The sequence below is a fragment of the Micrococcus antarcticus genome, assembly GCF_044872765.1.
Classification (GTDB): Bacteria; Actinomycetota; Actinomycetes; order Actinomycetales; family Micrococcaceae; genus Micrococcus.
The window spans coordinates 458,803-484,082 of sequence record NZ_CP085253.1; the positions used below are offsets into that span (position 1 = coordinate 458,803).

Sequence of the window (25,280 nt, forward strand, 5' to 3'; positions counted from 1 at the left end):
GCCGCACCGACCCCGCCGCACTCCAGCACACCCCTGACCTGAGAGGTCCCCCCGTGAACGACCCGTACGGCTCCTTCGTCTCCTCCGCCCTGGGCAAGCGCGTCACCGGCGCCCTGGGCCTGCCCCAGCCCGTCGAGCTGCGCCGGTACGAGCCCGGCCAGCCGCTGATCACCGGCACCGTCCTGGTGCTCGGCGCCACCCCCGCCGCCGACGCGGCCCGCGGGCTGCTCACCGCCGCCGGCGTCCAGGTCGTCTCCGAGCGCGCCGAGGGCGCCCGCCTGGCCGGTGTCGTCGCGTGCTTCGACGGGGTGCGTGCCCCGTCCGAGCTCTCCGCCGTGGCCCTCGAGCTCGGCCCCGCCCTGCGCCAGCTCGGCTCCAGCGCCCGCGTGGTCACCGTGTTCGAGGATCCGGAGGACCCCTCCGTGGCCGCCGACCCCGCGGCGCGCGCCGCCCGCCAGGGCGTGGTGGGCCTGACCCGCTCGCTCGGCAAGGAGATGCGCCGCGGCGGCACCGCCAACGGCCTCATCCTGGGCTCCGGCGTCCCGCTCACCGCCCCCGGCGCGGCCGGCGCCCTGCGCTTCCTGCTCTCGGGCCGATCCGCGTTCGTCTCCGGCCAGTTCCTGCCCGTCACCACCGCGGACGGCTCGACCCCCGCGGACCTGGCCCGCCCGCTCGAGGGCAAGGTCGCAGTCGTCACCGGTGCCGCCCGCGGCATCGGCGCGGCGATCATCGCCACCCTGGCCCGCGACGGCGCCCGCGTGGTGGGCGTGGACGTGCCCGCCGCCGGGGACGCCCTGGCCGGTGTCGTCAACAAGCTCGGGGGCACCGCCCTCGCGCTGGACATCACCGCCCCCGACGCCGGCGCCCGGATCCTCGAGCACTGCCGCACCCGCCACGGGCGCATGGACATCGTGGTGCACAACGCGGGCATCACGCGGGACAAGCTGCTCGCCAACATGGACGCGGCGCGCTGGGACTCGGTCCTCGCCGTGAACACGTCCTCGCAGCTGGCCATGAACGCGGCCTTCCTCGCCGAGGACGCCCGCGACGTCGTGGGCGAGGGCCTGCGCATCGTCGGCCTGGCTTCCACCTCCGGCATCGCCGGCAACCGCGGCCAGACCAACTACGCGGCGTCCAAGGCGGGCGTCATGGGCCTCACGTCGGCCACCGCGCCGATGCTGGCCGAGCGCGGGGGCACGATCAACGCCGTCGCCCCGGGCTTCATCGAGACCGAGATGACCGCCAAGATCCCGCTCGCGACCCGCGAGCTGGGCCGCCGCCTCAACTCGCTGCAGCAGGGCGGCCGTCCCCAGGACGTCGCCGAGGCCATCGCCTACCTCGTCTCGGACGGGGCCGGCGGCACCAACGGCGCCACCCTGCGGGTGTGCGGCCAGGCGATCATGGGGGCCTGAGCATGGAGACCCGGACGCTCACGCAGGCCCCCGCCCTCGGCTCCCTGTACGCCCGCGCCGCGGCGCAGGCCGCGCAGGACGCCCTCACCCGCCGACGCCGGCCGACGACCCTGCCCGAGCGCCGCATCGAGGTGGAGGGCCTGACGATCGACCCCGCCGTCGTCGGCCGCTGGCGCGAGGTGGTGGGCCCCGCGGACCCGACGCACCTGCCCTCCGTTCTCGTGCACACCCAGGTGTTCGGGACGGCGATGGCGCTCATGGCCGCCCCTGACTTCCCGCTGCCCCTGCCGGGCATGGTCCACCTCTCCAACTCGGTCCAGCACCACCGGCCCGTCCCCGCGGGCGAGCCGCTGACGGTCGCGGCCGAGGCCCTGGGCCTCGTGCCCCACCACGCGGGCACCGCCGTGGACGTCGCGGTGCGCGTGGAGCGCGCGGCGGGCGCCGGCGCGGAGGCCGCGCTGCTGTGGGAGGGCTCCTCCCGGTACCTGGCCAAGGGCGTGTGGCTGACGGGCGAACGCCCCGAGCGGCCCGTGCGCGAGGAGTTCGTCCCCGCGGCCCCCACCGCGCAGTGGACGTTCGGGGCGGGGGCCGGCCGCGCCTACGCGGGCGTCTCGGGGGACTGGAACCCCATCCACCTCTCCGGGCCGAGCGCGACGCTGTTCGGCATGAAGGGTGCGATCGCCCACGGCATGCTCCTCGCCGCGCGCATGCTGGACGGCCGGGAGCCCGCCGAGGCCGGCGTCGGCTGGGACATCGAGTTCGAGGCGCCCGTGGTGCTGCCCGCCCGCGTGGCCGTCCGGTACGAGCGCGACCCCGCGGTCACGCAGGTGACGGGCTGGGACGCCACGCGTGGACGCCGCCACTTCCGGGGCGGGATCCGGCCCCTCACCTGAGGGGAGGACCGACGACGGCGGCCCGGGGGCGTGATGCTCCCGGGCCGCCGTCGTCGTCAAGGCAGCGGGATCAGCCCTCCGCGGCCGCCGCGGCGTCCAGGAGGCCGTCCGCGTACGCGTCCCAGGAGTGGCTCTGCGCGTGGCGCACGGCCGCGGTGGACATCGCGGCCCACGCGCCGCGGTCCCCGAGGATCCCCTCGAGCGCGTCCGCCCACGCCTCCGCGGTGTTCGGGGCCACGAGCCGGCCGGTCCGCCCGTCCTGCACCGCGTGGACGAGCCCGCCCACGCGGTGGGCCAGCACCGGGGTGCCGCACGCCTGCGCCTCGAGGGCCACGAGGCCGTAGGTCTCCGAACGGCTCGGCATCGCGACGACGTCCGCCGCGCGGAGCTGCTCGGCCAGCGCGGGCGCGGGCACCGGATCGGACACGGTGACGAGGTCCGCGACGTCGTGCCGGCGGGCCAGGGCGGCGAGGTCCAGGCCCTCTCCGCCGGAGGCGGCCCCGTTGAGGTGCAGCCGGATCCCGGGATCCGCACCGGCGCCGCCGCGCCGGCCCCGCAGGATGGCGAGGGCCTCGACGAGGATCTGCGGGCCCTTGTGCGCCTGCACGCGCCCCGCGAAGAGCACGCGCAGGGGAGCGGCCGCGTCGGCGCCGGCCGTGGCCCCGGACGACCCGGGCCAGCAGGACGCTCCCTCGGGCGTGAACGTCGCGGTGTCCACGGCGGGGGAGAGGACGCGCGTGCGCCGGCGGTCCACGCCGAGGACCTCACGCAGGTCGGCGGCCTCGGCGGGGGAGTTCACCACGAGGAGGTCGGCCTCCTCCACCACGCGCGCCTCGGCGGCGATCCGTTCGGCGGGCTCCTCGTGGCCCTCGTCCTGCAGCATCTTCACGGCCGCGGTGGTGTGCATGGTCTGCAGGTGAGGGGCATCCATCTCCTGCGCCAGGGCGTGGGCCGTGGGCGCGGAGAGCCAGTAGTGCCCGTGGACGAACCGCACGCGCTCGGCCTCCGCGAGCCCCTCGGCCTCGCGTGCTCCCCGCAGCCAGGCCAGCGCGGCCGCGGTGAACGCGTCCGTGTGCGCGGCGAGCTCTGCCTTGTCCAGGGGTCGGGCGGGGCCGGCGGCCAGCTCGACCACGAGGACGTCCGGTGTCGGTCCGCCCGCGGGCAGACGCGTGATCCGTGCGCCGCCGTCCACCGGCTCCTCCGCGCGGGTGAACAGGAGCATCCGCATCCCCTGCCGCGCGAGCGCGAGGGCGGCCTGCCGCACGTACACGTTCATGCCGCCGGCGTCCCCGCGGCCCGGCTGGGCCAGCGGCGAGGTGTGGTAGGCCACGCCGATCCCCACGGGCACGGAGGCCGTGAGCTCACGGTCCACCGCGTCGAAGAGGCGGGCCACCGACGGCAGGCCGGGCAGGTCCTCCGCGTGGAGCATCGCGCCCTCGGCGTCCCCGAGCGGCACGGTCCAGTTCGGGTACTGGTCCTGCATGGTCCCCGGCTGGTTCTGGATGCGGCGCTCCCCGACGGCGTCCACGAGGGCCACGCTCTGCAGCGCCGACGGCGCCTGGGCGAGCAGCCGGTGCAGGGCGATGACCTGGGCCTGCCGCTCGCCCACGCCCGGGACCTCCTCGAGGAGGCCGCGGTCTCGTGCGGCCCGGAGGAATGCCTCCACCTCGGCGGCCGAGCGCTCCCGCTCCGCGGCCACGTCCCCCGTGAACAGGCCGAGCTCCTCGCGCAGGTCCAGGTGGACGCCCTCGAGGTAGCCGGCGGTCGGGGGGAGGTCGTGGGTGTTCACGGCGGCCAGGCACAGGCGCCGGTAGCGCTCCGGGGGGACCGGCACGCCGTCCTCCTGCTCGAACCAGAGGATGTTCGTGCCGAGCACGCCCGCCTCCGCGAGGCGCTTCTGCACCCACGGCTCGAACGTGCCGAGGTCCTCGCCGATCACCACGGCGCCGGCCCGCTGCGCCTCGAGGGTGAGGACGGCGAGCATGGCCTCGTGGTCGTACTCCACGTACGCGCCCTGCGTGGGGCCGGCGCCCTCCGGCACCCACCACAGGCGGAAGAGGCCGAGCACGTGGTCGATCCGCACGCCGCCGGCGTGGGCCATCACGGTGCGGAGCATGTCCCGGAACGCGGCGTAGCCGGTCTCGGCGAGCCGCCGGGGGTGCCACGGGTGCTGGGACCAGTCCTGGCCCAGCTGGTTGAAGACCTCCGGCGGGGCGCCCACGGACATCCCGGGCACGAGCACGTCCCCGAGCATCCACGCGTCCGCCGAGCCGCGCGTGGCGCCCACGGCCAGGTCCACCATCACGCCCATGCGCATGCCCGCGCCGAGCGCGCGGCGCTGGACGGCGGCCAGCTGCTCGTCCGCGATCCACTGGACCCAGCGGTGCAGGTCCAGCTCGTCCGCGTGCGTGCTGCGGAACGCGGCGGCGCGCTCGCCCTCCGGAGTCCAGTCGGCGTCCTGCGGGTCCGGGCCGGTCACGTCCGAGAGGCGCAGGGCGGACCAGAGGGCGAAGTCGTCCAGCCCCGCCCCCATCCGCGCGCGGAACGCGGCGAACGCCGCCTCCCGCTCGGCGGTGCGGGGCACGGAGTGCACGCGGCGCAGGGCGGGCCACAGGACCTCGGCGACGGCGGAACGATCGATGCGCCCCGTCTCCTCCAGTCGCTCCTGGACCCGACGGCCGGCGGCGCGCAGCTCCTCCTGCTCCGCGGCGGGCAGCCCGGCGAACTCCGGGATGTCCACCACGCGGATCAGCAGCGCGGTGAGGAAGCGGCGGGAGACGGGGGAGTAGGGGGAGTCCGCGGGGGTGGTGCCGGGGTCGACCGCGTGCAGCGGATGCAGGAGCAGGAAGTCGGCGCCGTGCTCGGCGGCCGTCTCCGCCACGGACGCGACGTCCTCGATGTCCCCGATGCCCCACGAGTGCTCCGAGGTCACGGAGTAGCCCTGGGCGGCCACGCCCCAGCCGCGCCGGGCCAGGAAGGGTGCGGCCGTGGTGAGGCGGTCCGGCGCGCAGACGAGGGTGGCCTCGGCGTGGTGGCCGGTGGCGCTGTCGAGCTCGAGGCGATGCCAGCCGAGGGGCAGGTCTGCGGGGACCTCCACGTGGCACCGCACGAGGTCCACGCCGTCCACGCGGCGGGGCTCGCCCAGCGGCCGGGTGACGGCGACGGGCACGGGCGCGCCCGCCTCCGTGACGACTCGGGCGCTCAGCCCCTCGACCACCGAGACGTGGGCGGGCACGGAGAGCCGGTGCCCCGCCCGCGTGACCACGGTGGGAGGCAGGACGTCCCGCCACGGTGCGAGCTCGGCGTCGTCGAGCGCCTCGGTGAGGGCGGCGACGGCGTCCGGGCGGACCGCCACCCCGAGGGCCGCGAGCACCTTCACGAGGGCGTCGTCCGGCACGGTCTGGTCCGAGCCGTCCTGTCCCGTGTATCGCCACTGCACCCCGTGGGCGCGGGCGAGTCGGCGCAGCAGCGTGCGGGCATCGTCGGCCATCGGAACCTCCGTGTCGTCCCTGTCAGGTGAGCGACGACGGCGGCGGGCCGTCGCGCACCTTCACTGTAGGGGGAAGGAGGGACGGGATGGCACGAAGGGCCCCGGTCTGTGACCGGGGCCCTTCGTCCGATGAGCTGTGCGCGAGGGGGGACTTGAACCCCCACGTCCTTTCGAACACAGCGACCTCAACGCTGCGCGTCTACCAATTCCGCCACTCGCGCTCATCCCGATCCGCCGGAGCGGACCGTTTCCTTCGCGTTCGGCCAGTCCCGGTTTTCACCGTTCCTCGCCGAAGCAACCCGAGAAGCGTACCACACCCCCGGAGGTAGGCTCAACTCCATGATCGATTCCCCCGCCGAGAAGCCCACCGCCCCCCGCACCGAGTCCCCCGCGGCCGACGTCGTCGAGATCTGCCGCGGCCTGATCCGCATCGACACCACCAACCGCGGCGGCAACGTGTCCGTGGGCGAGCCGGAGGCCGCCGCCTTCTGCGGGAGGCTCATGGAGCAGGCGGGGATGACCCCGCGGTTCTTCGAGTCCGCACCCGGGCGCGTCTCCGTCGTCGGGCACCTGCCGGGCTGGGACGCAGACGCCCCCGGCCTCGTGCTCCACGGCCACACCGACGTGGTGCCGGCCGAGGCCGCCGAGTGGAGCGTGGATCCCTTCGGCGCGGAGCTGAAGGACGGGATGGTCTGGGGCCGAGGCGCGGTGGACATGAAGGGGATGGACGCGATGATCCTCTCCGTCCTCCTGCACCTCGCCCGCACCGGCCGCCGCCCGCGCCGCCCGCTCACCGTCGCGTTCTTCGCGGACGAGGAGGCCGGCGGCGTGTACGGCGCGACGTGGATGGTGGAGCACCACCCGGAGGTCTTCGCGGGGTGCTCGGACGCGATCAGCGAGGTGGGGGGCTTCTCCACCGAGGTGGCCGGCACCCGCGCCTACCTCGTGCAGACCGCGGAGAAGGGCCTGATGTGGCTCAACCTGCGGTCGGCCGGCGCTCCGGGCCACGGCTCCGCCCCGCACGAGGACAACGCGGTCACCCACCTGGCCGGCGCGCTCGATCGGATCGGCCGCCACGAGTGGCCGCTGACCTACACGAAGACCACCCGTCAGCTGCTGGAGCAGGTGGCCGAGATCATGGGCGTCCCGTTCGACGAGACGGACCCCGCCCCGCAGCTCGAGGCCCTCGGCCAGGCCCGCACGTGGGTCACCGGCACGCTGCGCACCTCGTCCAACCCCACCGGCATGACCGCCGGGTACAAGCACAACGTGATCCCGTCCACGGCGACGGGCACGGTGGACGTGCGCCCCCTGCCGGGGGAGGAGGAGCAGACGCTCACGACCCTCGCCGAGCTCGCCGGACCCCACGTGGAGTTCGAGCCGGAGCACCGGGACATCGGCCTCGAGGTCCCGTTCTCGGGCGACCTCGTGGAGCTCATGGTCGAGGCGCTGCGGCACGAGGACCCCGAGGCCGAGGTGCTGCCCTTCATGCTGGGCGGCGGCACGGACAACAAGTCGCTCTCCCGCCTGGGCATCACCGGCTACGGGTTCTCCCCGCTGCGCCTGCCCCCGGACCTCGCGTTCACCTCGCTCTTCCACGGCATCGACGAGCGCGTGCCGGTGGACGCGCTCGAGTTCGGCTGCCGCGTCCTCGAGCGCATGCTGGAGCCGCGCCCCTGACGGCGCGCCGCCCCGCGGACCGGGCCGCTCAGGCGAGGTCGAGCGTGGAGGCCACCCGGATGACGCGCCGGCGCAGCCAGTAGCGCCGGGCCCCGCCGCGGTAGTGCACCGCTCGCTGCAGCTCCCAGCGGCCGTACTCGGCGTGCTCCACGAGGCGGCGCCGCGCGTCGCCGAGGGACTCCTCGGGGGCCACGGTGAGGACGAGGTACTCCCACTTCTGGCCCTGGGCGACGGAGTCCAGGGTCGAGGACATCAGCTGCTCACGCACCCGGTCATCCTCGCAGACCGCCGCGGCCCCGCCGCGCGGGTGCGCGCACCTCTGGTCGCACCGCCCGTCCTCGGGTTACCGTTCAGCCATGAGCTCTGACGCCCGCCTGGCCCTGGAGGCCCTGACCACCGCCCTGAACGAACACCTCGTGGCCGCCCAGAACAAGCGCGGCGAGGACGACCCCACCGTGGAGGCGGCCTTCTTCGCCGTGGCGGACGCCTTCGAGAACTACGAGGACGCCCTCTACGCGGACACCGAAGAGGTCACCCCGCTGGACCTCTTCGACGACGACGAGGACGACGACCAGGACTGAGTCCTGGCGGCCCCTCACCGCCGCGAACCCCTGCACCGCCCCGGGAGACCTCCCTGGGCGGTGCAGTACAGTGACCCACCGTGACGTGGATCGAAGCAATCATTCTGGGCCTGGTGCAGGGCCTGACGGAGTTCCTGCCCATCTCCTCCTCGGCGCACATCCGCATCGTGGGGGAGTTCCTGCCCTCGGCGTCGGACCCCGGCGCGGCCTTCACCGCCATCACCCAGCTGGGCACCGAGCTGGCCGTGCTGATCTACTTCTGGAAGGACATCGTCCGGATCATCGGACGATGGTCCGGCTCGCTGACCGGCCGCGTGCCCCGCAGCGACCCGGATGCCCGCATGGGCTGGCTCATCATCCTCGGCTCGCTGCCCATCGCGATCCTCGGGCTGCTCCTGGAGAGCTGGATCGACACGGAGTTCCGCTCGCTGTGGATCACCGCCACCATGCTGATCGTGTTCGGCGTGCTGCTGGCGCTGGCCGACCGCCTCGGCCGTCAGTCCACGCCCATCGAGCGGCTCACCGTCAAGGACGGCATCCTCTTCGGCTTCGCCCAGGCGCTCGCCCTCATCCCCGGCGTCTCGCGCTCGGGCGGCACCATCACCGCGGGCCTGGCCATGGGCTACACCCGCGAGGCCGCCACCCGCTACGCGTTCCTGCTGGCCGTCCCGGCCGTGTTCGCCTCCGGCCTCTACAAGCTGTTCTCCGCGCTCACGGAGCCCGGCCAGTCCGGTCCCTACGGCGGCGGGGAGACGCTGGTGGCCACCGTGATCGCGTTCGTGGTGGGCTACTCGGTGATCGCCTGGCTCATGAAGTTCATCTCCACCAACTCGTACATGCCGTTCGTGTGGTACCGCGTGGCCCTCGGCCTCGCCCTCTACGCGATGCTCGGCACCGGGCTGATCTCCGCCTGAGCCGCGCGCCCGCCCCGCGCACCCGCCCGTCATCGCCGTCCCCGAGGAGCACCGTGAAGTCCTGGAGCACCCCCGCGCCGCCCGCCCTGCCCGCCCAGCCGGACCGACTGCGGGTCCTCGACACGGCCACGCAGGGCCTGCGCCACCCCGGCAACGACGCCGGGCACGCCTCCCTGTACGTGTGCGGCATCACCCCCTACGACGCCACGCACCTGGGCCACGCCACCACCTACGTCGCCTTCGACCTGCTGCAGCGGTACTGGCGCGCGTGCGGGATCGAGGTGGCCTACACGCAGAACGTGACCGACGTGGACGATCCGCTCCTCGAGCGCGCCGCCGCCACGGGCGTCGACTGGCGGGACCTCGCCCGTGAGCAGACGGACCTGTTCCGCGCGGACATGGCCGCGCTCAACGTCCTCGCGCCGGACCACTACGTGGGCGCCACCGAGGCGATCGACCTCGTGGTCGACGGCGTGACGGCCCTGCTCGACGCCGGCGTCGCCTACCGCGTTCCCGGGGTCGACGGCGGCCCGGACGGGGACGTGTACTTCGACGTCGAGGCGGCGCAGGCCGCGGGGGGCTGGACGCTGGGCTCCGTGAGCGCGATGACGCGGGCGCAGATGGACGAGGTCTTCCCCGAGCGCGGCGGGGACCCGGCCCGTCCCGGCAAGCGCCATCCCCTCGACCCCCTGCTGTGGCGTGTGCACCGCGCGGGCGAGCCCTCGTGGGAGGCCGGCGCGCTCGGGGCCGGCCGGCCCGGCTGGCACATCGAGTGCTCCGTCATCGCGCGCGCCCACCTGCCCGCCCCGTTCACGGTCCAGGGCGGCGGCTCCGACCTGTGCTTCCCGCACCACGAGTTCTCCGCGGCCCACGCGACGGCGGCGGACGGCCAGCCCCTGGCGCACACCTACGTGCACTCGGGCATGGTGGCCCTCGACGGGCAGAAGATGTCCAAGTCCCTCGGCAACCTCGAGCTCGTCTCTCGACTGCGTGCCAGGGGGGTGGAGCCGGTCGCGATCCGCGCGGCGATCCTCTCGCAGCACTACCGCAGCGACTGGGAGTGGTCCGAGGACCTGCTCTCCGCCGCTCAGGAGCGCGTGGCCGCGTGGCGCGCCGCCCTCGACGGCCCCCACGCCGCGGCCGGGGCGGCGGTGCTGCAGGCCGCCCACGCCGCGCTGTCCGAGGACCTCGACGCGCCCGCCGCGCTCCGCGTGCTCGACGCGTGGGCGGACGGCTCCCTGCCCGGGCTCCGCGACGCCGGCGCCGCAGAGGACGCCCCCGCACCCCTCGACGTCGCCACGGTGGCCGACGCGCTCCTGGGCCTGCGCCTGCGTTGAGCCGCCGCGCTCAGCGGCCGTGCCGGCCGCGCAGGTAGCGCTCGAACTCCCGGGCGATCGCCTCGCCGGAGGCCTCCGGCAGCTCCTGGGCGTCCTGCGCCTGCTCGAGCTGGCGCACGTAGGCGGCGACGTCGGGGTCCTCGGCGGCGAGCTCGTCCACGCCGCGCTGCCACGCGTGGGCGTCGTCCTCCAGCTCGTGGGTGGACACGGTGACGTGGAGCAGGTCCTCGACGGCCTCCACGAGGCCCAGCAGCGTCTTGGGGGAGGGCGCCTGGGCCACGTAGTGCGGCACGGCGCCCCACAGCGCGAGGCTCGGCAACCCGCGGCGGGCCGCCTCGTCGCCGATCACGCCGACGATCCCCGTGGGCCCCTCATAGGTGGGCCGCTCCGCGCCGACGGCCACGCGCACGTCCACGAGCGGAGAGGTCGGGCGCGCCCGGAGCGGGCGCGTGTGGGGCACGTCCGCCAGCAGGGCGCCCAGGGTCACCACGGCGTCCACGCGCTCCCGCGCCGCCCACGCGAACAGCTCGGCCGTGAAGGCCCGCCAGCCCACGTTCGGCTCGACGCCGCTGGCCAGCAGGACGCGCACCCCGTCCGCGGGGGCCTCCTCCTCGGCCACGGGGCGCCCCGCGGCGTCGAGAGCCGCGACGTGCAGCCGGATCGCGGGCCACTCCAGGGTGCCGAGCCCGTCGGCGTCGCGCCGCACGTGGGGACGGGCCACCTGGTAGTCGTAGTACTCGCCCTCGCACACGCGTCCCAGCTCAGCGGCGTCCCACTGCTGCCGCAGCGCCTCCAGCGTGCCCGTCGCCGCCTCCCCGGCGTCGTTCCACCCCTGGAACGCCAGGAGCAGGACGGTGGGGGCGCGGCGCCCGGCCTCGAGCTCCTCCACCGTGGCGGTCAGGTGCGTGCGCAGGGCGCCGAGCGCGTCGTCCGGCTGGTCCTCGGCGGGGGCGGCGGGGGATTCGGTCATGACCGTCACCCTACGCACGGGAGCCGAGGGGGGTCACGGTTCGCCGCGCAGCGGCCCGAGGGGCGGCGCACGGCCCGTGCCCGCGGCCCGTCGACGCCCTCCAATAGGATGGACGCATGCCCGACGCCGCCCCCCTGCCTCCCCGCGAGACGCCCGCCGCCGTGCTGTGGGACATGGACGGCACCCTCGTGGACACCGAGCACCTGTGGAACGCCGCCCAGCGCCGCCTCATGGCGGAGCACGGCGGCACGTGGTCGAACGAGCTCGCCGCCTCCCTCGTGGGCCGGCCCCTGGACGTGGGCGCCCGCCACCTGCAGGAGGCCGGGATCCGCCTCGGGGTCCCCGAGATCATCGAGCGGACCATGGCGGAGGTGGCGCGCGGCGTCGTCGAGCGGGTGCCGTGGCGGCCCGGCGCCCTCGAGCTGCTGCGCGAGCAGGCGGCCGCCGGCGTGCCCGGGGCGCTCGTGACCATGTCCCACGCGCCGCTGGCCCGCGTGCTGGCCGAGCGCGCTCCGGGCGGGGCGCTGGCCGTGGTGGTCGCCGGCGACCAGGTGACGCGGGGCAAGCCCGATCCCGAGGCCTACGCCCTGGCCCTCGCCCGCCTCGGGGAGCTGCGGCCCGGCCTCGTGGCCGCCGACTGCGTGGCGGTGGAGGACTCGCCCGTGGGCGTGGGAGCGGCCATGGCCGCCGGCCTGCCCACGGTGGGCGTGCCCAGCGTGCTCCCGCTGCCCCCCGGCGCCGCGACCGTGCAGTGGGACACCCTGGCCGGGCGGACGCTCGCCGACCTCGCGGCCGTCCGATCCGCGCGTCCAGGCGGAGCCGGATGACCCGCCGGCCCGGCCTGCCCATCGGCCGCGCGGCGGGCGCCCCGGTCTACCTCTCCTGGACGTGGGCCCTCGTGGCCGCGTTCGTGGTCCTCACCTTCGGGCCGCAGATCCAGCGCGCCCTGCCCCACCTCGGGGCGGGCGCCTACGCGGTGGCCCTCGGCTACGCCGTGCTGCTCGCGCTCTCCGTGCTGGCGCACGATATCGCCCACGCCGTCGTCGGGCGGGCCTTCGGGGACCGCGCGGAGGAGATCGTGCTCACGCTGTGGGGCGGGCACACCCAGTTCCGCGGCCCGCAGGCCGGGCCGTGGGGGACGGTGGCCACCGCGATGGCCGGGCCCCTGGCCAACCTGGCGGTGGCCGGCCTTGCGTGGCTCGCCGCACTGACGCTGCCCACGGCCTCCGTGGCCGGGCTCCTCCTGGACATCACCGTGTGGGCCAACCTCTTGCTGGCCGCGTTCAACGCGCTGCCGGGCATGCCCCTGGACGGCGGCCGGCTCGTCGAGTCCGCCGTGTGGGCCTCCACCGGCTCCCGGGACCGCGGCCTCGTGGCGGCGGGCTGGTCCGGGCGCGCGATCGCCGTCCTGCTGGTGGGCGCCGCGCTCGCGGGCCCGCTGCTGCGCGGGCAGCGGTCCGACCTGCTGATGTCCCTCCTGCTCGCGTGGGTGGGCGTGATCCTGTGGCGGGGGGCCGGCGCGTCCGTCGAGCGCGGGCGGTGGGGCGGCCGCCTCGCCGTGCTCACGCTGGCCTCCCTCGAGATCCCCGCGGTGGCCGTCCCCGCCGAGGGCTCGGTGGCGCACGCGCTCCGGCTGGCCGACGGCGGCCGCCGGGCCGCCGTCGCCGTGGACGCCACCGGCACGCCCCGCGGCGTGCTCGACCTGACGGCCGTGGTGCACCGCCCGGCCGACGAGCTCGAGCGCACCCCCGTGAGCGCGGCATGCACCGCGCTCGCACCCGGCGCCGTGGTGCGCCGCGCCGATCTCCCCGCCTCCGGCGCCGACCTCGTGGCCCGCCTCGGCGAGCCCGACCTCCCCGTGCGCGTGCTCACGGACGCCCGCGACGGCGTGGCCTCCGTGCTCCCGCGCGACACCCTCCTGGCCGCCGTCCACGCGACGCGGCACTCCACGGACGACCCCTCTGCGAAGGAGAACCGAGCATGACCGAACCCACCGGCGTGAGCAGTCGACGAGGCCCCCTGCGGGCCGGAGAGCGCGTGCAGATCAAGGACGCCAAGGGCCGCCTGAACACCATCACCCTGCTTCCGGGCGGGGAGTTCCACAGCTACCAGGGCGTGCTGCGGCACGACGAGCTGATCGGCGGCTCCGAGGGCGTGGTGGTGCCGAACTCCGCGGGGCAGGAGTACCAGGTGCTGCGCCCCCTCCTCAACGACTTCGTGCTCTCCATGCCGCGCGGGGCCACCGTGGTCTACCCCAAGGACGCCGGCCAGATCGTGCAGCAGGCGGACATCTTCCCGGGCGCGGTGGTGGTGGAGGCCGGCGTCGGCTCGGGCGCCCTCTCGTGCTCGCTGCTGCGCGCCGTCGGCGACGGCGGCCGGCTCCACTCCTATGAGCGGCGCGAGGAGTTCGCGGACATCGCGCGCGCCAACGTGGAGTCCTTCTTCGGCGCCGAGCATCCCGCGTGGTCGATCCACCTCGGCGACGCCCAGGAGGAGATGCTGCACGTCCACGAGCCCGGCTCGGTGGACCGCGTGGTCCTGGACATGCTCGCCCCGTGGGAGTGCCTCGACGCCGTGGCCACCGTGCTCGCCCCCGGCGGCGTGTGGCTGAACTACGTGGCCACCGCCACCCAGCTCTCCCGCGTGGCCGAGGCCATCCGCGACTCCGGGAAGTTCACCGAGGTGCAGGCCAACGAGACCCTCGTGCGCGGCTGGCACCTGGACGGGCTCGCCGTGCGCCCGGACCACCGCATGGTGGCCCACACGGGCTTCCTCCTCACCGCCCGTCGCCTCGCGACCGGGGAGGAGGCGCTGCTGCTGAAGAAGCGCTCCAAGGTGTCCGAGTTCAAGGCGGTGGACGTCGAGGCGTGGCAGCCCTCGGACGAGTCGCGCTGGACCCCGCAGGCCCTCGGCGAGCGGCCCGTGACGGACAAGAAGGCCCGCAAGGCCGCGAAGGAGGCGCGGCTCATGGCCCGCCGCGCCAAGGAGGCCCAGACCCCGGGCAGCGACCCGGACGCGTTCCCGGACCTGTCCACGGGGCAGGTGGCGCCGCCCGCGTCCACGCCGGCGCCGGACGCGGGAGGGCCGGAGGCGTGAGCGCGCTCTCCGCGGCCGACGACGGCCGCCGCCTCGCGGAGGCCCAGGAGCTGCTGCGCCAGTCCCAGGCCGAGGCGGAGCGCCTGCGGCACCAGCTGGACTCGGCGCAGCGCCACGCCGCGCAGCTGAGCGAGCGCCGCCGCGCCGCCCAGGCGCAGACCGACGCCGCGGCGCGCAACAACCGCCGCATGGTCGAGCTGCTCGAGGCCACGCGTGCGGAGATCACCACGCTCAAGGAGACCCTGGACGCCACGACGCACGCGCCCTTCACGTTCGCGACCCTCGAGGCCGTGCACGCCCCGCGCCCGCCCCACGCCGGCGTGGAGACCGGCGCGATCGTGCGCGGCGGCGCCGACGTGGTGCAGAACGGCCGCCGCCTGCGCGTCGCCGTCTCCCCGCTCCTGGACCCGGAGAGCCTGGCGCCCGGCTCCACCGTGCTGCTCGACGACTCCAGCACCGTGGTGGGCATCGGGCCGACCACGCACGCGGGCCAGCTGCTGCGCGTGAAGGAGGCGCTGCCGGACGGCGGGCTCGTGCTCGCCGGCGCGGCCGACGAGGAGCGCGTCGTCCGGCGCGCCCCCGCGCTCGAGGGCGTCGAGCTGCGCCACGGCGACGCCGTCGCCGTGGACGCCCGCCTCGAGTGGGCCCTGCGCGCGGTGCCGCTCTCCGACGTGGACGAGGTCCTGCTCGAGGAGGTGCCGGACACCTCGTTCGAGGACATCGGCGGCCTGGGCCCGCAGATCGAGCGGATCCGCGAGGCCGTGGAGATCCCGTTCCTGCACCCCGACCTCTACCGCGAGCACGGCCTGCGCGCGCCCAAGGGCATCCTGCTCTACGGCCCGCCCGGCACGGGCAAGACCATGCTGGCCAAGGCGGTCGCGCGCGCCCTCTCGGCACGCTCGGCGGACGGGGAGCGCTCCTACTTCCTCAACATCAAGGGGCCCGAGCTGCTGAACAAGTACGTGGGCGAGACCGAGCGGCAGATCCGCGTGATCTTCGACCGCGCCCGCCAGAAGGCGGCGGCGGGCTTCCCCGTGGTCGTGTTCTTCGACGAGATGGAGTCCCTGTTCCGCACGCGCGGCGCGGGCGTCTCCTCGGACGTGGAGACCACGATCGTCCCCCAGCTGCTCGCCGAGATCGACGGCGTGGAGTCCCTGGACAACGTGATCGTGATCGGCGCGTCCAACCGCGAGGACATGATCGACCCCGCCGTCCTGCGTCCCGGACGCCTCGACGTGAAGATCCGCGTCGACCGCCCGGACGCGCGCGGCGCCGTCGACATCATGGCGCGCCACCTCACGGACGACGTGCCGCTGCACCCGGAGGAGACGGCCGCCGCCGGGGACGCGGAGTCCGCCCGCGAGGAGCTCATCTCCGCCGCCGTCACGGCCCTCTACGAGCGCGGCCCCCGCACCGCGCTGGCCGAGCTCACGGACGCCTCTGGCGCGGTCACCGTGCTGCATCTGGCGGACCTGGTCTCGGGCGCCGTGGTCGCGGACGTGGTGGACCGCGCCAAGCGCCACGCGGTGCGGGACCTGCTGGGCGCGGACCAGGACCCCTCCGCGCGCGGCCTGCGCGCCGCACACCTGCTCGAGGCCGTCGACGGCGTGCTCGAGGACCAGACCGACCTGCTCTCCACGGCCGCGCCCGCCGAGTGGGCGCGCACCTCTGGCTGGCGGGGCCCGGCGCTGACCCGCCTGAGGATGCTGCGGGGGCCCGGGCGTGGGGCCGGCCCGGCGGGGGAGGCCGGGGCGTGAGCGGGCGGCAGGGCCCGGCGGGCCCCTCGACGTCGGCCGCGCCCGCGTTCGCGGGTCAGCGGCGGCTGTTCCCGGCGGACCTGGCGGCGCCCCCGCACCGCCGCGACGCCGCCGGGTGGGGCGTGCACCGCGTGATGGGCACGGAGACCGAGTTCGGCATCCACGCGCCGGCCAACCCCGGTGCGCACCACAGCGTGCTCTCCACCGAGCTGGTCAACGCGTACGCGGACCTGGCGACGCGGACGGGCTCGGCCGTGGCCGGCACAGAGTGGGACTACACGGGCGAATCGCCCCTGGTGGACGCGCGCGGCTGGCGCATGCCCCGCTCCGCCGCCCACCCCTCCCAGCTCACCGACCAGGCGCTCGTGGGCCCGGACGGCGAGCCCGTGCACCTGCTGCTCTCCACCGTGCTCACCAACGGCGCGCGGTGGTACGTGGACCACGCGCACCCCGAGTACTCCTCGCCCGAGACCACCTCGCCGCGCGCCGCCATGGTGTGGGACGCCGCGGGCGACCGGATCGCCCAGGCCGCCGCCGAGCACATCGGCGCCGGGGAGGGCCACCCCGAGGTGCTCGTGTACAAGAACAACGTGGACGGCAAGGGCCGCTCCTACGGCGCCCACGAGAACTACCTCGTGGCCCGGGCCCTGGACTTCGACGAGCTCGCCGCCGTGCTCCTCCCGTTCTTCGCCGCGCGCCAGGTGCTCGTGGGCGCCGGCCGCGTGGGCCTGGGGGAGGCGGGGGAGCAGCCCGGGTTCCAGCTCTCCCAGCGCGCGGACTACTTCGAGGAGCAGGTCGGGCTGGAGACCACCATCCACCGGCCCGTCGTCAACACGCGCGACGAGCCGCACGCCGTCCGAGACGCGTACCGGCGCCTGCACGTGATCATCGGCGACGCGACCCTGAGCCAGCACGCCACGTGGCTGCGGATGGGCATGACCGCCCTCGTGCTCGCGACGGCCGAGGCCGGGACCGCGCCGCGGCTCGTCCTCGACGACCCCGTGGCCGCGCTGCAGACCATCAGCCACGACCCCACGCTGACGGCCACCGTGCCGCTGCGGGAGTGGGCGGGGGACGGGGCCGTCGACGGCGGCGCGTGGGTCCGGCACGCGTGGACCGGCCTGCAGATCCTCGGGGCCTATCACCGCGCCGCGGAGGCGCACTGCGCCCGCTTCGGGGTGGACGACGCCGAGACCGCCGCGGTGCTCACCGCGTGGGGCGAGGACCTGAGCGACGCCGCGGCCGACCCGCTCTCCCTGGCCGACCGTGCCGACTGGGCCGCCAAGCTGCGCCTCCTGGAGGGCATGCGCGCCCGCTCCGGTGCCGACTGGACCGACCCGCGCCTGGCCATGGTGGACCTGCAGTACGCCGACCTGCGCCCCGCCAAGTCCCTGCACCGGCGCCTCGTCGCCGCCGGCGCACTGCGGGAGCTGGCCGACGAGGCCGAGGTGGCGGCCGCCGTCGTCGCCCCGCCGCGGAGCACCCGGGCGTGGACGCGCGGGAACCTGGTGCGCCACCACGCCACGCAGGTGGTCGGGGCGGCATGGGACTCCGTGCTGCTGCGGCCCGCGGAGGAGGGCCGGCTCCACCGCCTGCGCCTCGCGGAGCCGCTCGTGGGCGCCGCGGACGATCTCCCGGGATGGTGGGAGGACGCGGGATCGGGCGCGGCGCGCCTGCCCACCCCGGACGAGCTGGTCACGACGCTGGTGCCGCTCTTCGGGGAGTGAAGGACGCGCGGCCGCCCGTCACCGATTGACCCGACGGGGCGCCGCGAACACGCTGGAGTGCGTCCCGTCCCGTCCCGGGCGGACGGGCGACGGAGGTTCGCCGCCCGCCGCCGCACCGCCCCAGACCACCCGCGCCTCAGGAGGCCCCCATGTTCATCCCCCGCGTCGCCGACGGCGTGCACCTGCTCACCCACGCGAACGTCAACCTCTACCTCCTCGAGGACGAGGACGGGGTCACCGTGGTCGACGCCGGGCTGCCCAGCATGTGGCCCATGCTCCAGGACGCGCTCGAACAGCTCGGGCGCCGACCGGACGAGGTCCGAGCGCTCGTGCTCACCCACGGGCACTTCGACCACGTCGGCTTCGCCCGCCGCGCGCAGCGCGCCTGGGGGCTGCCCGTGCTGGTGCACGAGGGGGACCGGCGCCTGGCCGCCCACCCGTACCGCTACAAGCCCCAGAGCAGCCGCGTCCTCTACCCGCTCCTGCATCCCCGGTCCCTGCCGCTGATCGGCGGCATGGCGCTGGCCGGGGCCCTCCAGGTCCGGGGGGTGAAGGCGACCCGGACCCTCGCGGCCGGCGCCCCGGCCCCCGTGCCCGGGCGGCCGCACGTGATCCACACCCCCGGCCACACGGACGGCCACGTGATCCTGCACCTGCCCGACCGGGACGCCGTCATCAGTGCCGACGCCCTCGTGACACTGGACCCGTACACCGGGCGCACCGGACCGCAGATCGTCGCCTCGGCGGCCACGAAGGACACCGCCCAGGCGATGGCCTCCCTCGACGCGATCGCCTCCACGGGGGCGCACACGGTACTGCCCGGCCACGGCGGCCCGTGGCAGGGCGGGGCGGAGGCGGCCGTCGCCCACGCCCGCCGGGTCGGCGAGCACTGAGCCGCACCCGGCTCAGCCCGCGATCGACTCCCGGACCCGCGCCAGCATCGCGTCGGCGCGCTCGGTGAGCCGGTCCGCCCGGTCGATCTCGGCGCGCAGCTCGTCCGCGAGCGTCTCGTCCTTCAACGGGGACAGGTCCGTCAGCAGGGTGACCACCGCGGCGGTGAGCCCGGCGCGGGCGCACCCCAGCGCGGTGCCGACGTCGGAGAGGACGTGGGGGTTCGCGTCCGCGAGGACGCGCTCGGCGAGGTCGAGCGCGGCCGCGACGGCGTCGACGATGTCCCACGGGGGACGGACGGCCTCGGCGAGCGCGTCCTGGACGGCGGCCGATCGGTGCTCCTTCTGCTCGGGCGTGTCCTGGGGGAGCCCGTAGGCGTCGGCGACGGCCGCGAAGCCGCGCTCGTCCGCGTCCGAGAGGCGCAGGCAGGCGCCGATGACCTTCTCGCCCTCCGCCGCGAGATCCTCCCGCTCGGAGAAGCGGGCGGCCATGCAGATCAGTCCGACGCCCTCGGCGACGGCGAGCGCCCCGGTGGCGCCGCCGCCGGGGGTGGGCTCCCCGGAGGCCAGGCGGGTCAGGTAGTCCTCGATGCTCTCGTGGCGGATCATGCGGACATCCTCCCAGCCCGAGGGCGTTCAGCCCAGGGGTCGCTCCCACCCCTCGAGGGGGCCCGGGCGGACCGTGAAGAGCGGGTGGACGTCGGGGACCGCCACGTCCTCCCAGCGGGCGAGCCACTCGGGGCTGCGGGCGGCGAGCTTGGCCCGCAGGTGCTCCCACTCGTAGTCCCGCTGGCCGGCGGTCACGGGGACGGGCTCCACGGCGTCCGTCCCCGGATGGTCGATCCGGGAGCGGTCGAAGCGGTAGCCGCGCGCGGTGGCCTCGTCCGCGAGGCCGGTGAGATACGCCCCGACGGCGCGGTGCGGGTCGGGATGCGCGCGGAACCGCTCGAGCTGGGGATGGTGCTGGTAGCCCTTCGTCCGTCCGGCCAGCACGGCCTGGGCGAGAAGGGCCTCGCGCCAGCCTCCGGTGAGGCCCTGGCGGTCCAGGTATTTCGGGTGGGGCGTCCACAGTCGCATGGGGACATCCTGGCACCGGCCGCCGTCGCGCCCCACCGCCCCGCGGCGTAGGGTCGAGGGCGACGCCCGATCGCAGGCGCCCCCGCACCGCCGCAGAAGGAGCACCGACCATGGCCCAGGACAAGGCCCAGCACCAGACCGGCCCCCGCCCCGCCGGCGACGACGACGCGGCCGCCTCGGCCGGCCAGGCGCAGGCCCGCCCCGCGTCCCAGGACGCCGGCCTGGACAGCCTCCTCGACGAGATCGACGCCGTCCTCGAGTCCAACGCCGAGGAGTTCGTCAAGGGCTTCGTCCAGAAGGGCGGCCAGTGATCGGCGTCGCTCCCGCGGACGCGGAGCGCTCCCGCCGCATCTTCGGCCTCGAGACCGAGTACGGCGTGCAGCACTGGAACCCCGGCGCCCGGCCCCTGAGCGCGGAGGAGGTGGTCCGCTACCTCTTCCGCCCCGTGGTGGAGTGGGGCCGGTCCTCGAACGTCTTCGTCCGCAACGGCTCCCGCCTCTACCTCGACGTCGGCTCGCACCCCGAGTACGCCACCGCGGAGTGCTCCACGCTCGAGGAGCTGATCGCCTCCGACGCCGCGGGTGACCTGATCCTCCAGGACCTCATCGCCCAGGCTGAAGACCACATGGCCGCGGACGGCATCGGCGGGCGCATCTACCTGTACCGCAACAACGCCGACTCCTCAGGCAGCTCCTACGGCAGCCACGAGAACTACCTGCTCCGCCGGCGCACCGAGTACCGCCGCCTCACCGAGGCGCTCGTGCCCTTCCTCGTCTCCCGCCAGATCCTGGTGGGCGCCGGCCGTGTGGTCCCCGCCGGCACGTGGCCGGAGGGCTCGGGCACGGCGCACTTCGCCTTCTCCCAGCGCGCCGACTTCGTGCAGGACGGGGTCTCCTCCTCCACCACCCGCTCTCGTCCCATCATCAACACCCGGGACGAGCCGCACGCCGACGCCTCCGAGTACCGCCGCCTCCACGTGATCGTGGGGGACACCAGCCTCTCCGAGCACACCCACCTGCTGCGCTTCGGCGCCACGGACCTCCTGCTGCGGATGATCGAGGCCGGCTTCCCGCTGGGGGACAGGGTGGTGGCCCAGCCCACGAGGGCGGTCCGCCAGATCTCACACGACCTCACGGGCACCGCGCGCATCGCTCTGCGCGAGGGCGACGCCTCGGCCCTCGAGCTGCAGGAGCACTACCTCGGGCGCGCCCGGGCGTTCGTGGACCGCGAGGGCGCCCACCACGAGCGGGTGGAGGAGATCCTCGAGCTGTGGGGCGCGGTGCTCGAGGCCGTGCGCAGCCAGGACTTCACCCCCATCGAGGACCGCATCGACTGGGCGATCAAGCGGCGCGTGCTCGAGGACTACCGCGCCCGGCACGACCTCGCGTGGGACTCCCCGCGCGTGGCCCAGCTGGACCTGGCCTTCCACGACATCACGGAGGGCCGCGGCCTGTTCCGCATCCTGCGCGAGCGCGGCACGGTGCGTCGCCTGCTGCCCGAGGACGCCGCGCGCGACGCCGTCGGCGCCGCCCCGCCGACCACGCGTGCCCGCGTGCGCGCGGACTTCATCGCGCGTGCCCGCGAGCGCGGCATGGACTACGCCGTGGACTGGACCACGCTGAAGCTCACCGACCACCCGCTGCACGCCATCTCGGCGAAGGACCCGTTCGAGACCTCCTCGGCCGCGGTCGACCGGCTCTTCGAGCGGGTGGGGGCGGCGGGCTGACCGGATTCCCCAGCCACCGCCGCTAGGGTGGCCCGCATGACCACCCACGAGAACCCCATCCCGGGCGCGTCCCGTCGTCGGCGTCCGCTGACCCTGCTGTCCCTCGGCCTCGCCTCCCTCCTGCTCGCCACAGGGTGTGCCGGCGGGCAGGACGCCGGCGAGGAGCCCGAGCCCTCGGCGCAGTCCTCGCAGAGCACCACGCAGCAGGCAGGCGAGTCCGAGGCGCCGCGCAAGGCCGCCGGCGAGGGCCAGGGCGAGCCCGGCGCGCTCGAGGGCGTGCACGTCACCGAGGCGGAGAACGGCGAGCCCGAGGTGAGGATCGAGACGCCGATCGAGACCGACCAGCCGAGCACGCGGGTCCTCACGGCCGGTGAGGGCGAGCTGGCCCGGTCGGGCGACGTCGTGAAGTTCTCCACGGTGATCGTGGACCCGGCCACGGGCGAGGTGGAGGCCGAGAACTTCTCCTCGGAGCCACAGACCGCGCCGCTGGACGACCGGGTCCAGCAGATGTTCCCCGAGATGTTCGAGCTGTTCGCCACCAACGGCGTGGGCAGCGTCGTCGCGGCCTACTCGCCCGAGCGTCAGGAGCCCACCGGCCCGGCCCCGTCCGCGTCCTCATCCGCGTCTTCCTCCCCGTCCGCCTCGCCCTCCACGACCACGGTGCCCGCCCAGCTGTTCGTCTACAAGATCGACGCGATCGTGCCGCGCACGGCCCAGGGGGCCGAGGTCACGGAGCGCGACGATCGCCTGCCGGAGGTCAGCGTGGGCGAGGACGGCACGCCCACGATCGCCAAGCCCGAGGGCAGCCCTCCGGCGGAGATGGTGGTCCAGCCCCTCATCCAGGGCGAGGGCGCCGAGGTCGGGGAGGACGACACGGTCACCGTGCAGTACAGCGGCGTGACGTGGTCCGACGGGGAGACCTTCGACTCCTCGTGGGAGCGTGGCGAGTCGGCCACGTTCAGCCTCAACGGCGTGATCCCGGGTTGGAAGGAGGGCCTGGCCGGGCAGAAGGTCGGCTCGCGCGTCCTGCTGTCCATCCCTGCGGACAAGGCCTACGGTGAGCAGGGCAGCCCGCCGAAGATCGGCCCGAACGAGCCGCTGCTCTTCGTGGTGGACATCCTCGACGCCCAGGCTCCGGCCGCCCCGCAGAACTGACCCCCCATCCCCGACCCCAAGGAGAACGCCGTGTCCTTCGGCCAGCGTGACTACGACCGCGACCGCCCCGAGATCGAGTTCCCGGGCGACACCCCGCCCACCGAGCTCGTGGTGGAGGACCTCATCCCCGGCTCCGGCCCCGCGGTGGAGCGCGGATCCCGCGTCCAGGTGCACTACGTGGGCGTCTCGTGGTCCACGGGCGAGGAGTTCGACGCCTCGTGGAACCGCGGCACTCCGCTGCCGCTGACCGTGGGCGTCGGCCAGGTCATCGCCGGGTGGGACCAGGGCCTGCTGGGCATGCAGGTGGGCGGTCGCCGTCGCCTCGAGATCCCGCCGCACCTGGCCTACGGGTCCCAGGGGGCCGGGGGCGCCATCGGCCCGGACGAGACCCTCATCTTCGTGTGCGACCTGGTCTCGATCGACTGACCCGACCCTGACGCCGTGGCCGCCTCCCTCGCCCGCCGCTCCACCGCCGAGCCCGCCGAGCGGATCATCTCCCTGCTGTGGCTGCTCCTCCACGAGCCCCGCGGCTACACGCGGGAGCAGATCCGTCGCCTCGTGGTCGGCTACGAGGACCTGGGCGAGGGGGCGTTCGCCAAGCTGTTCCAGCGGGACCGCCGCGTGCTGCGCGCCGTGGGGGTCCCGCTGCTGCGTGCGGCCCGGGCCGACGACGGCGGCGAGGACGCGGAGGAGGGATCGCGGTACCGCGTGGACCGCGAGGCGCTCCTGCTGCGCGACCTCGACCTGACGGTGGACGAGCGCCGGGCGCTCGTGCGGGCCCGCCGGCTGTGGGCGGACTCCCCGCTGCGCGCGGACGTGGTGCGCGCCGTCGGGCTGCTCTTCCATCCGGCCGACCTGGCCGACGACGACGCCCTCGCCGGCTACCACACCGTGATGCCGCGGTCGGATCCGCGGCTCGAGGTGCTCACCGAGGCCGCGGCCGAGCAGAGCACGGTGCGCTTCGCGTACCGCGACGCCGCGGGGGCGCTGCGAGAGCGGACCGTGCGCGTCTGGTTCCTCACCCTCGTGCGGGGGCGCTGGTACGCCACGGGATGGGACCTGGACCGCGGCGCCGAGCGCAGCTTCCGCCTCACCCGCATGGAGACCGATCCGGTGCTCGCCGAGCACGCCCCCGAGGCCCCCGCGCGTCCCGAGGGCTATGACGCCGCCGGCCTGCGCGTGCGCCTGGCCGGGCAGGCCGACGCCGAGCGCGTGCGGGTGTGGCTCGCGCCGGGACGCGGCCAGGCGGTGCGGGCGGCCGGGCGCGCCGTGGACCCGCGGGCGGACGACGGCCCCCCGCCGGCGGAGGGGTGGGAGCTGTGGGAGGCCGCCGGCGGAGCTCGTGAGGACGGGCTCGGTGCCGAGGTGGCCGCCCTCCTGGGGGAGGCTCTCTTCTCCCCGGCCCATGCGGGCCTCGTCCACCGTCTCGCCGAGGACCTCGAGGCCGCCGCCGCCGTGCACGCCCCAGAGCCGGATCCCGCGTGGGAGTCCCTGTCGCTGGCCCCGCCCGTGCGCCGCCGCGCCCGACACTCGAGCGAGGACCTCGTGGGCCGGCTCCTGGACATCGTGGGGCTGGCCAACCGCGCCGGAGGCGTGGAGCGTGCCGAGCTGCTGGACCGCCTCGGCGTCACGTCCCGGGAGCTGGACCGCGACCTCGCGCTCCTCGCGTACTGCGGCATGCCCGAGCGCGAGTTCCCCGGCTTCCAGTTCGACGTGGAGGAGGAGGGCGGCCGGATCCGCGTCCACCAGGCGGCCGAGCTCGCCGCCCCGGTGCGGCTCACCCTGCCGGAGGCGCACACCCTCGTGGCCACCCTCCAGACCGTGGCGGACATGACCGTGCTGCCCGCCGCGGACCGGGAGGCCGCCCGCTCGGCGCAGCGCCGGATCCGCGAACGGCTGATCGCCGCGGGGGAGCCCCTGGCCGAGGACCCGGAGAGCGCCGCCCTCCTCGACGCCCCCATACCGGGCGCGGCGGGCCCGGCCGCCGTCGTCGCGCACTGGGACGTGGCGGTGGACCCGGAGACGGTGCGCACGCTCCTGGACGCGATCGCGGAGCACCGCGTGCTGCGGCTGCGCTACCACGCGGTGCGCTCGGACACCCAGTCCGAGCGGGACGTGGAGCCGCTCGCCGTGGTCCAGGACCGCACCCGGCTCTACCTGCACGCGTGGTGCCGCGAGGCCGGCGACCACCGGGTCTTCCGCGTGGACCGCGTGAGCGAGATCCGGGAGACCGGCGAGAGGTTCCGGCCCCGCCCGCGCCCCGCTGCCTCCCACGCTCCCTCCGACGCCGGCGACGAGGGGCTCGTCGCGGTGGTGCGGTGGTCCCACCGCGTGCGCGACGCCGCGGACGGCTACCACCCCCTCGCGCAGGCCCACCTGCCCGGCGGGGACCGTGTCACCCGGCTCGCGCTGACCGGCGCGGACGTCGCCGCGGCGCTCGTGGCCCGGCACGGCGGCGACGTCGAGGTGCTCGCCCCGGCGGCGCTGCGCGCGGAGGTCGCGGAGCGGGCCGGGAGGGCCGCTCGACGGGCCCGCACCGGGGTAGCCTAGGCGCAGGAACCGATCGAAAGGACCC

General features: G+C 75.6%; 22 protein-coding genes and 1 tRNA gene. 17 read left to right on the top strand and 6 right to left on the bottom strand.

What is annotated here, in order from left to right; genetic code table 11:
* The first annotated feature begins 53 nt into the window (after nucleotides 1-53).
* Nucleotides 54-1,412, top strand: a complete 1,359-nt coding sequence (locus LG274_RS02170; RefSeq protein WP_298710923.1) for a 3-oxoacyl-ACP reductase — start codon at nucleotides 54-56, stop codon at nucleotides 1,410-1,412.
* A 2-nt stretch (nucleotides 1,413-1,414) separates the two neighbouring features.
* Complete coding sequence (locus LG274_RS02175; protein WP_298710926.1) at nucleotides 1,415-2,305, top strand: MaoC/PaaZ C-terminal domain-containing protein; 891 nt, start codon at nucleotides 1,415-1,417, stop codon at nucleotides 2,303-2,305.
* Between the two features lie 70 nt (nucleotides 2,306-2,375).
* Here LG274_RS02175 and malQ read toward each other — a convergent pair whose 3' ends face one another.
* Together malQ and LG274_RS02185 are read right to left on the bottom strand one after the other, a co-directional pair.
* A complete protein-coding gene (malQ, locus tag LG274_RS02180) occupies nucleotides 2,376-5,795 on the bottom strand; it encodes a 4-alpha-glucanotransferase (protein ID WP_404465108.1) in 3,420 nt (1,139 codons plus the stop codon).
* A 137-nt stretch (nucleotides 5,796-5,932) separates the two neighbouring features.
* Nucleotides 5,933-6,016, bottom strand: a tRNA-Leu gene (locus LG274_RS02185).
* A 118-nt stretch (nucleotides 6,017-6,134) separates the two neighbouring features.
* Between LG274_RS02185 and LG274_RS02190 the strand changes: the two genes are divergently transcribed.
* Entirely contained in the window at nucleotides 6,135-7,475 is a 1,341-nt protein-coding gene (locus tag LG274_RS02190) for a M20/M25/M40 family metallo-hydrolase (protein ID WP_404465110.1), read from the top strand.
* 28 nt (nucleotides 7,476-7,503) lie between these two features.
* On the opposite strand, the gene LG274_RS02195 is transcribed toward LG274_RS02190, so the two are convergent.
* A complete protein-coding gene (locus LG274_RS02195; RefSeq protein WP_298710935.1) occupies nucleotides 7,504-7,743 on the bottom strand; it encodes a DUF5703 family protein in 240 nt (79 codons plus the stop codon).
* 88 nt (nucleotides 7,744-7,831) lie between these two features.
* On the opposite strand from LG274_RS02195, the gene LG274_RS02200 reads away from it, so the two are divergent.
* The 3 genes from LG274_RS02200 (at nucleotide 7,832) to mshC (ending at nucleotide 10,307) form a co-directional block, all read left to right on the top strand.
* Nucleotides 7,832-8,056: a hypothetical protein gene (locus tag LG274_RS02200; RefSeq protein ID WP_248115527.1), complete on the top strand. Its 225-nt coding sequence runs from the start codon at nucleotides 7,832-7,834 to the stop codon at nucleotides 8,054-8,056.
* 80 nt (nucleotides 8,057-8,136) lie between these two features.
* Nucleotides 8,137-8,970, top strand: coding sequence for an undecaprenyl-diphosphate phosphatase (locus LG274_RS02205; RefSeq protein WP_366370590.1), 834 nt, complete (start codon nucleotides 8,137-8,139; stop codon nucleotides 8,968-8,970).
* A gap of 53 nt (nucleotides 8,971-9,023) precedes the next feature.
* The gene (gene mshC / locus LG274_RS02210) at nucleotides 9,024-10,307 is read left to right on the top strand and encodes a cysteine--1-D-myo-inosityl 2-amino-2-deoxy-alpha-D-glucopyranoside ligase (protein ID WP_404465113.1); all 1,284 of its coding nucleotides are present in this window, start codon (nucleotides 9,024-9,026) and stop codon (nucleotides 10,305-10,307) included.
* Nucleotides 10,308-10,317: 10 nt separating this feature from the next.
* On the opposite strand, the gene LG274_RS02215 is transcribed toward mshC, so the two are convergent.
* Nucleotides 10,318-11,277: a PAC2 family protein gene (locus tag LG274_RS02215; RefSeq protein ID WP_404465115.1), complete on the bottom strand. Its 960-nt coding sequence runs from the start codon at nucleotides 11,275-11,277 to the stop codon at nucleotides 10,318-10,320.
* Nucleotides 11,278-11,393: 116 nt separating this feature from the next.
* On the opposite strand from LG274_RS02215, the gene LG274_RS02220 reads away from it, so the two are divergent.
* From LG274_RS02220 to LG274_RS02245, 6 genes are all read left to right on the top strand, one after another.
* On the top strand, nucleotides 11,394-12,104 hold the full coding sequence (locus tag LG274_RS02220; protein WP_404465117.1) for an HAD family hydrolase: 711 nt from the start codon (nucleotides 11,394-11,396) through the stop codon (nucleotides 12,102-12,104).
* Nucleotides 12,101-13,261: a site-2 protease family protein gene (locus LG274_RS02225; protein WP_404465119.1), complete on the top strand. Its 1,161-nt coding sequence runs from the start codon at nucleotides 12,101-12,103 to the stop codon at nucleotides 13,259-13,261. Before LG274_RS02220 ends, LG274_RS02225 begins: the two co-directional genes overlap by 4 nt.
* The gene (locus LG274_RS02230; protein WP_298710949.1) at nucleotides 13,258-14,373 is read left to right on the top strand and encodes a tRNA (adenine-N1)-methyltransferase; all 1,116 of its coding nucleotides are present in this window, start codon (nucleotides 13,258-13,260) and stop codon (nucleotides 14,371-14,373) included. The genes LG274_RS02225 and LG274_RS02230 overlap by 4 nt, the downstream gene beginning before the upstream one ends.
* Entirely contained in the window at nucleotides 14,370-16,130 is a 1,761-nt protein-coding gene (gene arc, locus LG274_RS02235) for a proteasome ATPase (RefSeq protein ID WP_298710952.1), read from the top strand. The genes LG274_RS02230 and arc overlap by 4 nt, the downstream gene beginning before the upstream one ends.
* The gene (dop, locus tag LG274_RS02240; protein ID WP_404465122.1) at nucleotides 16,127-17,857 is read left to right on the top strand and encodes a depupylase/deamidase Dop; all 1,731 of its coding nucleotides are present in this window, start codon (nucleotides 16,127-16,129) and stop codon (nucleotides 17,855-17,857) included. The genes arc and dop overlap by 4 nt, the downstream gene beginning before the upstream one ends.
* A gap of 149 nt (nucleotides 17,858-18,006) precedes the next feature.
* The gene (locus LG274_RS02245) at nucleotides 18,007-18,750 is read left to right on the top strand and encodes an MBL fold metallo-hydrolase (protein ID WP_404465124.1); all 744 of its coding nucleotides are present in this window, start codon (nucleotides 18,007-18,009) and stop codon (nucleotides 18,748-18,750) included.
* 12 nt (nucleotides 18,751-18,762) lie between these two features.
* Here the strand turns inward: LG274_RS02245 and LG274_RS02250 are convergent, their stop codons facing one another.
* Together LG274_RS02250 and LG274_RS02255 are read right to left on the bottom strand one after the other, a co-directional pair.
* Nucleotides 18,763-19,356 (bottom strand): cyclodeaminase/cyclohydrolase family protein, encoded by a 594-nt coding sequence (locus LG274_RS02250; protein ID WP_298710960.1) that lies wholly within the window; start codon nucleotides 19,354-19,356, stop codon nucleotides 18,763-18,765.
* A gap of 27 nt (nucleotides 19,357-19,383) precedes the next feature.
* On the bottom strand, nucleotides 19,384-19,824 hold the full coding sequence (locus tag LG274_RS02255) for a pyrimidine dimer DNA glycosylase/endonuclease V (protein ID WP_248115538.1): 441 nt from the start codon (nucleotides 19,822-19,824) through the stop codon (nucleotides 19,384-19,386).
* Nucleotides 19,825-19,934: 110 nt separating this feature from the next.
* Between LG274_RS02255 and LG274_RS02260 the strand changes: the two genes are divergently transcribed.
* Genes LG274_RS02260 through LG274_RS02280 form a run of 5 tightly spaced genes read left to right on the top strand, consistent with a single transcriptional unit; the run spans nucleotide 19,935 to nucleotide 25,255 of the window.
* Nucleotides 19,935-20,135 carry a ubiquitin-like protein Pup gene (locus tag LG274_RS02260; RefSeq protein WP_248115539.1) on the top strand — a complete coding sequence of 67 codons (201 nt, stop codon included), beginning with the start codon at nucleotides 19,935-19,937 and terminating at the stop codon, nucleotides 20,133-20,135.
* Nucleotides 20,135-21,550, top strand: coding sequence for a Pup--protein ligase (gene pafA / locus LG274_RS02265; RefSeq protein WP_248115684.1), 1,416 nt, complete (start codon nucleotides 20,135-20,137; stop codon nucleotides 21,548-21,550). Before LG274_RS02260 ends, pafA begins: the two co-directional genes overlap by 1 nt.
* A 36-nt stretch (nucleotides 21,551-21,586) precedes the next feature.
* Entirely contained in the window at nucleotides 21,587-22,705 is a 1,119-nt protein-coding gene (locus LG274_RS02270; protein ID WP_404465127.1) for an FKBP-type peptidyl-prolyl cis-trans isomerase, read from the top strand.
* Between the two features lie 30 nt (nucleotides 22,706-22,735).
* Nucleotides 22,736-23,131 carry an FKBP-type peptidyl-prolyl cis-trans isomerase gene (locus tag LG274_RS02275; protein ID WP_404465129.1) on the top strand — a complete coding sequence of 132 codons (396 nt, stop codon included), beginning with the start codon at nucleotides 22,736-22,738 and terminating at the stop codon, nucleotides 23,129-23,131.
* A 15-nt stretch (nucleotides 23,132-23,146) separates the two neighbouring features.
* Nucleotides 23,147-25,255, top strand: coding sequence for a helix-turn-helix transcriptional regulator (locus LG274_RS02280; protein ID WP_404465131.1), 2,109 nt, complete (start codon nucleotides 23,147-23,149; stop codon nucleotides 25,253-25,255).
* The last annotated feature ends 25 nt before the right edge of the window (nucleotides 25,256-25,280 follow it).

What these genes read in the sequence shown, in the direction of transcription:
- LG274_RS02175 (WP_298710926.1), top strand. Translation starts at nt 1,415, where the DNA reads ATGGAGACCCGGACGCTCACGCAGGCCCCCGCCCTCGGCTCCCTGTAC.
- malQ (WP_404465108.1), bottom strand. Translation starts at nt 5,795, where the DNA reads ATGGCCGACGATGCCCGCACGCTGCTGCGCCGACTCGCCCGCGCCCAC.
- LG274_RS02190 (WP_404465110.1), top strand. Translation starts at nt 6,135, where the DNA reads ATGATCGATTCCCCCGCCGAGAAGCCCACCGCCCCCCGCACCGAGTCC.
- LG274_RS02200 (WP_248115527.1), top strand. Translation starts at nt 7,832, where the DNA reads ATGAGCTCTGACGCCCGCCTGGCCCTGGAGGCCCTGACCACCGCCCTG.
- LG274_RS02215 (WP_404465115.1), bottom strand. Translation starts at nt 11,277, where the DNA reads ATGACCGAATCCCCCGCCGCCCCCGCCGAGGACCAGCCGGACGACGCG.
- LG274_RS02220 (WP_404465117.1), top strand. Translation starts at nt 11,394, where the DNA reads ATGCCCGACGCCGCCCCCCTGCCTCCCCGCGAGACGCCCGCCGCCGTG.
- LG274_RS02225 (WP_404465119.1), top strand. Translation starts at nt 12,101, where the DNA reads ATGACCCGCCGGCCCGGCCTGCCCATCGGCCGCGCGGCGGGCGCCCCG.
- LG274_RS02230 (WP_298710949.1), top strand. Translation starts at nt 13,258, where the DNA reads ATGACCGAACCCACCGGCGTGAGCAGTCGACGAGGCCCCCTGCGGGCC.
- LG274_RS02245 (WP_404465124.1), top strand. Translation starts at nt 18,007, where the DNA reads ATGTTCATCCCCCGCGTCGCCGACGGCGTGCACCTGCTCACCCACGCG.
- LG274_RS02250 (WP_298710960.1), bottom strand. Translation starts at nt 19,356, where the DNA reads ATGATCCGCCACGAGAGCATCGAGGACTACCTGACCCGCCTGGCCTCC.
- LG274_RS02255 (WP_248115538.1), bottom strand. Translation starts at nt 19,824, where the DNA reads ATGCGACTGTGGACGCCCCACCCGAAATACCTGGACCGCCAGGGCCTC.
- LG274_RS02260 (WP_248115539.1), top strand. Translation starts at nt 19,935, where the DNA reads ATGGCCCAGGACAAGGCCCAGCACCAGACCGGCCCCCGCCCCGCCGGC.
- LG274_RS02270 (WP_404465127.1), top strand. Translation starts at nt 21,587, where the DNA reads ATGACCACCCACGAGAACCCCATCCCGGGCGCGTCCCGTCGTCGGCGT.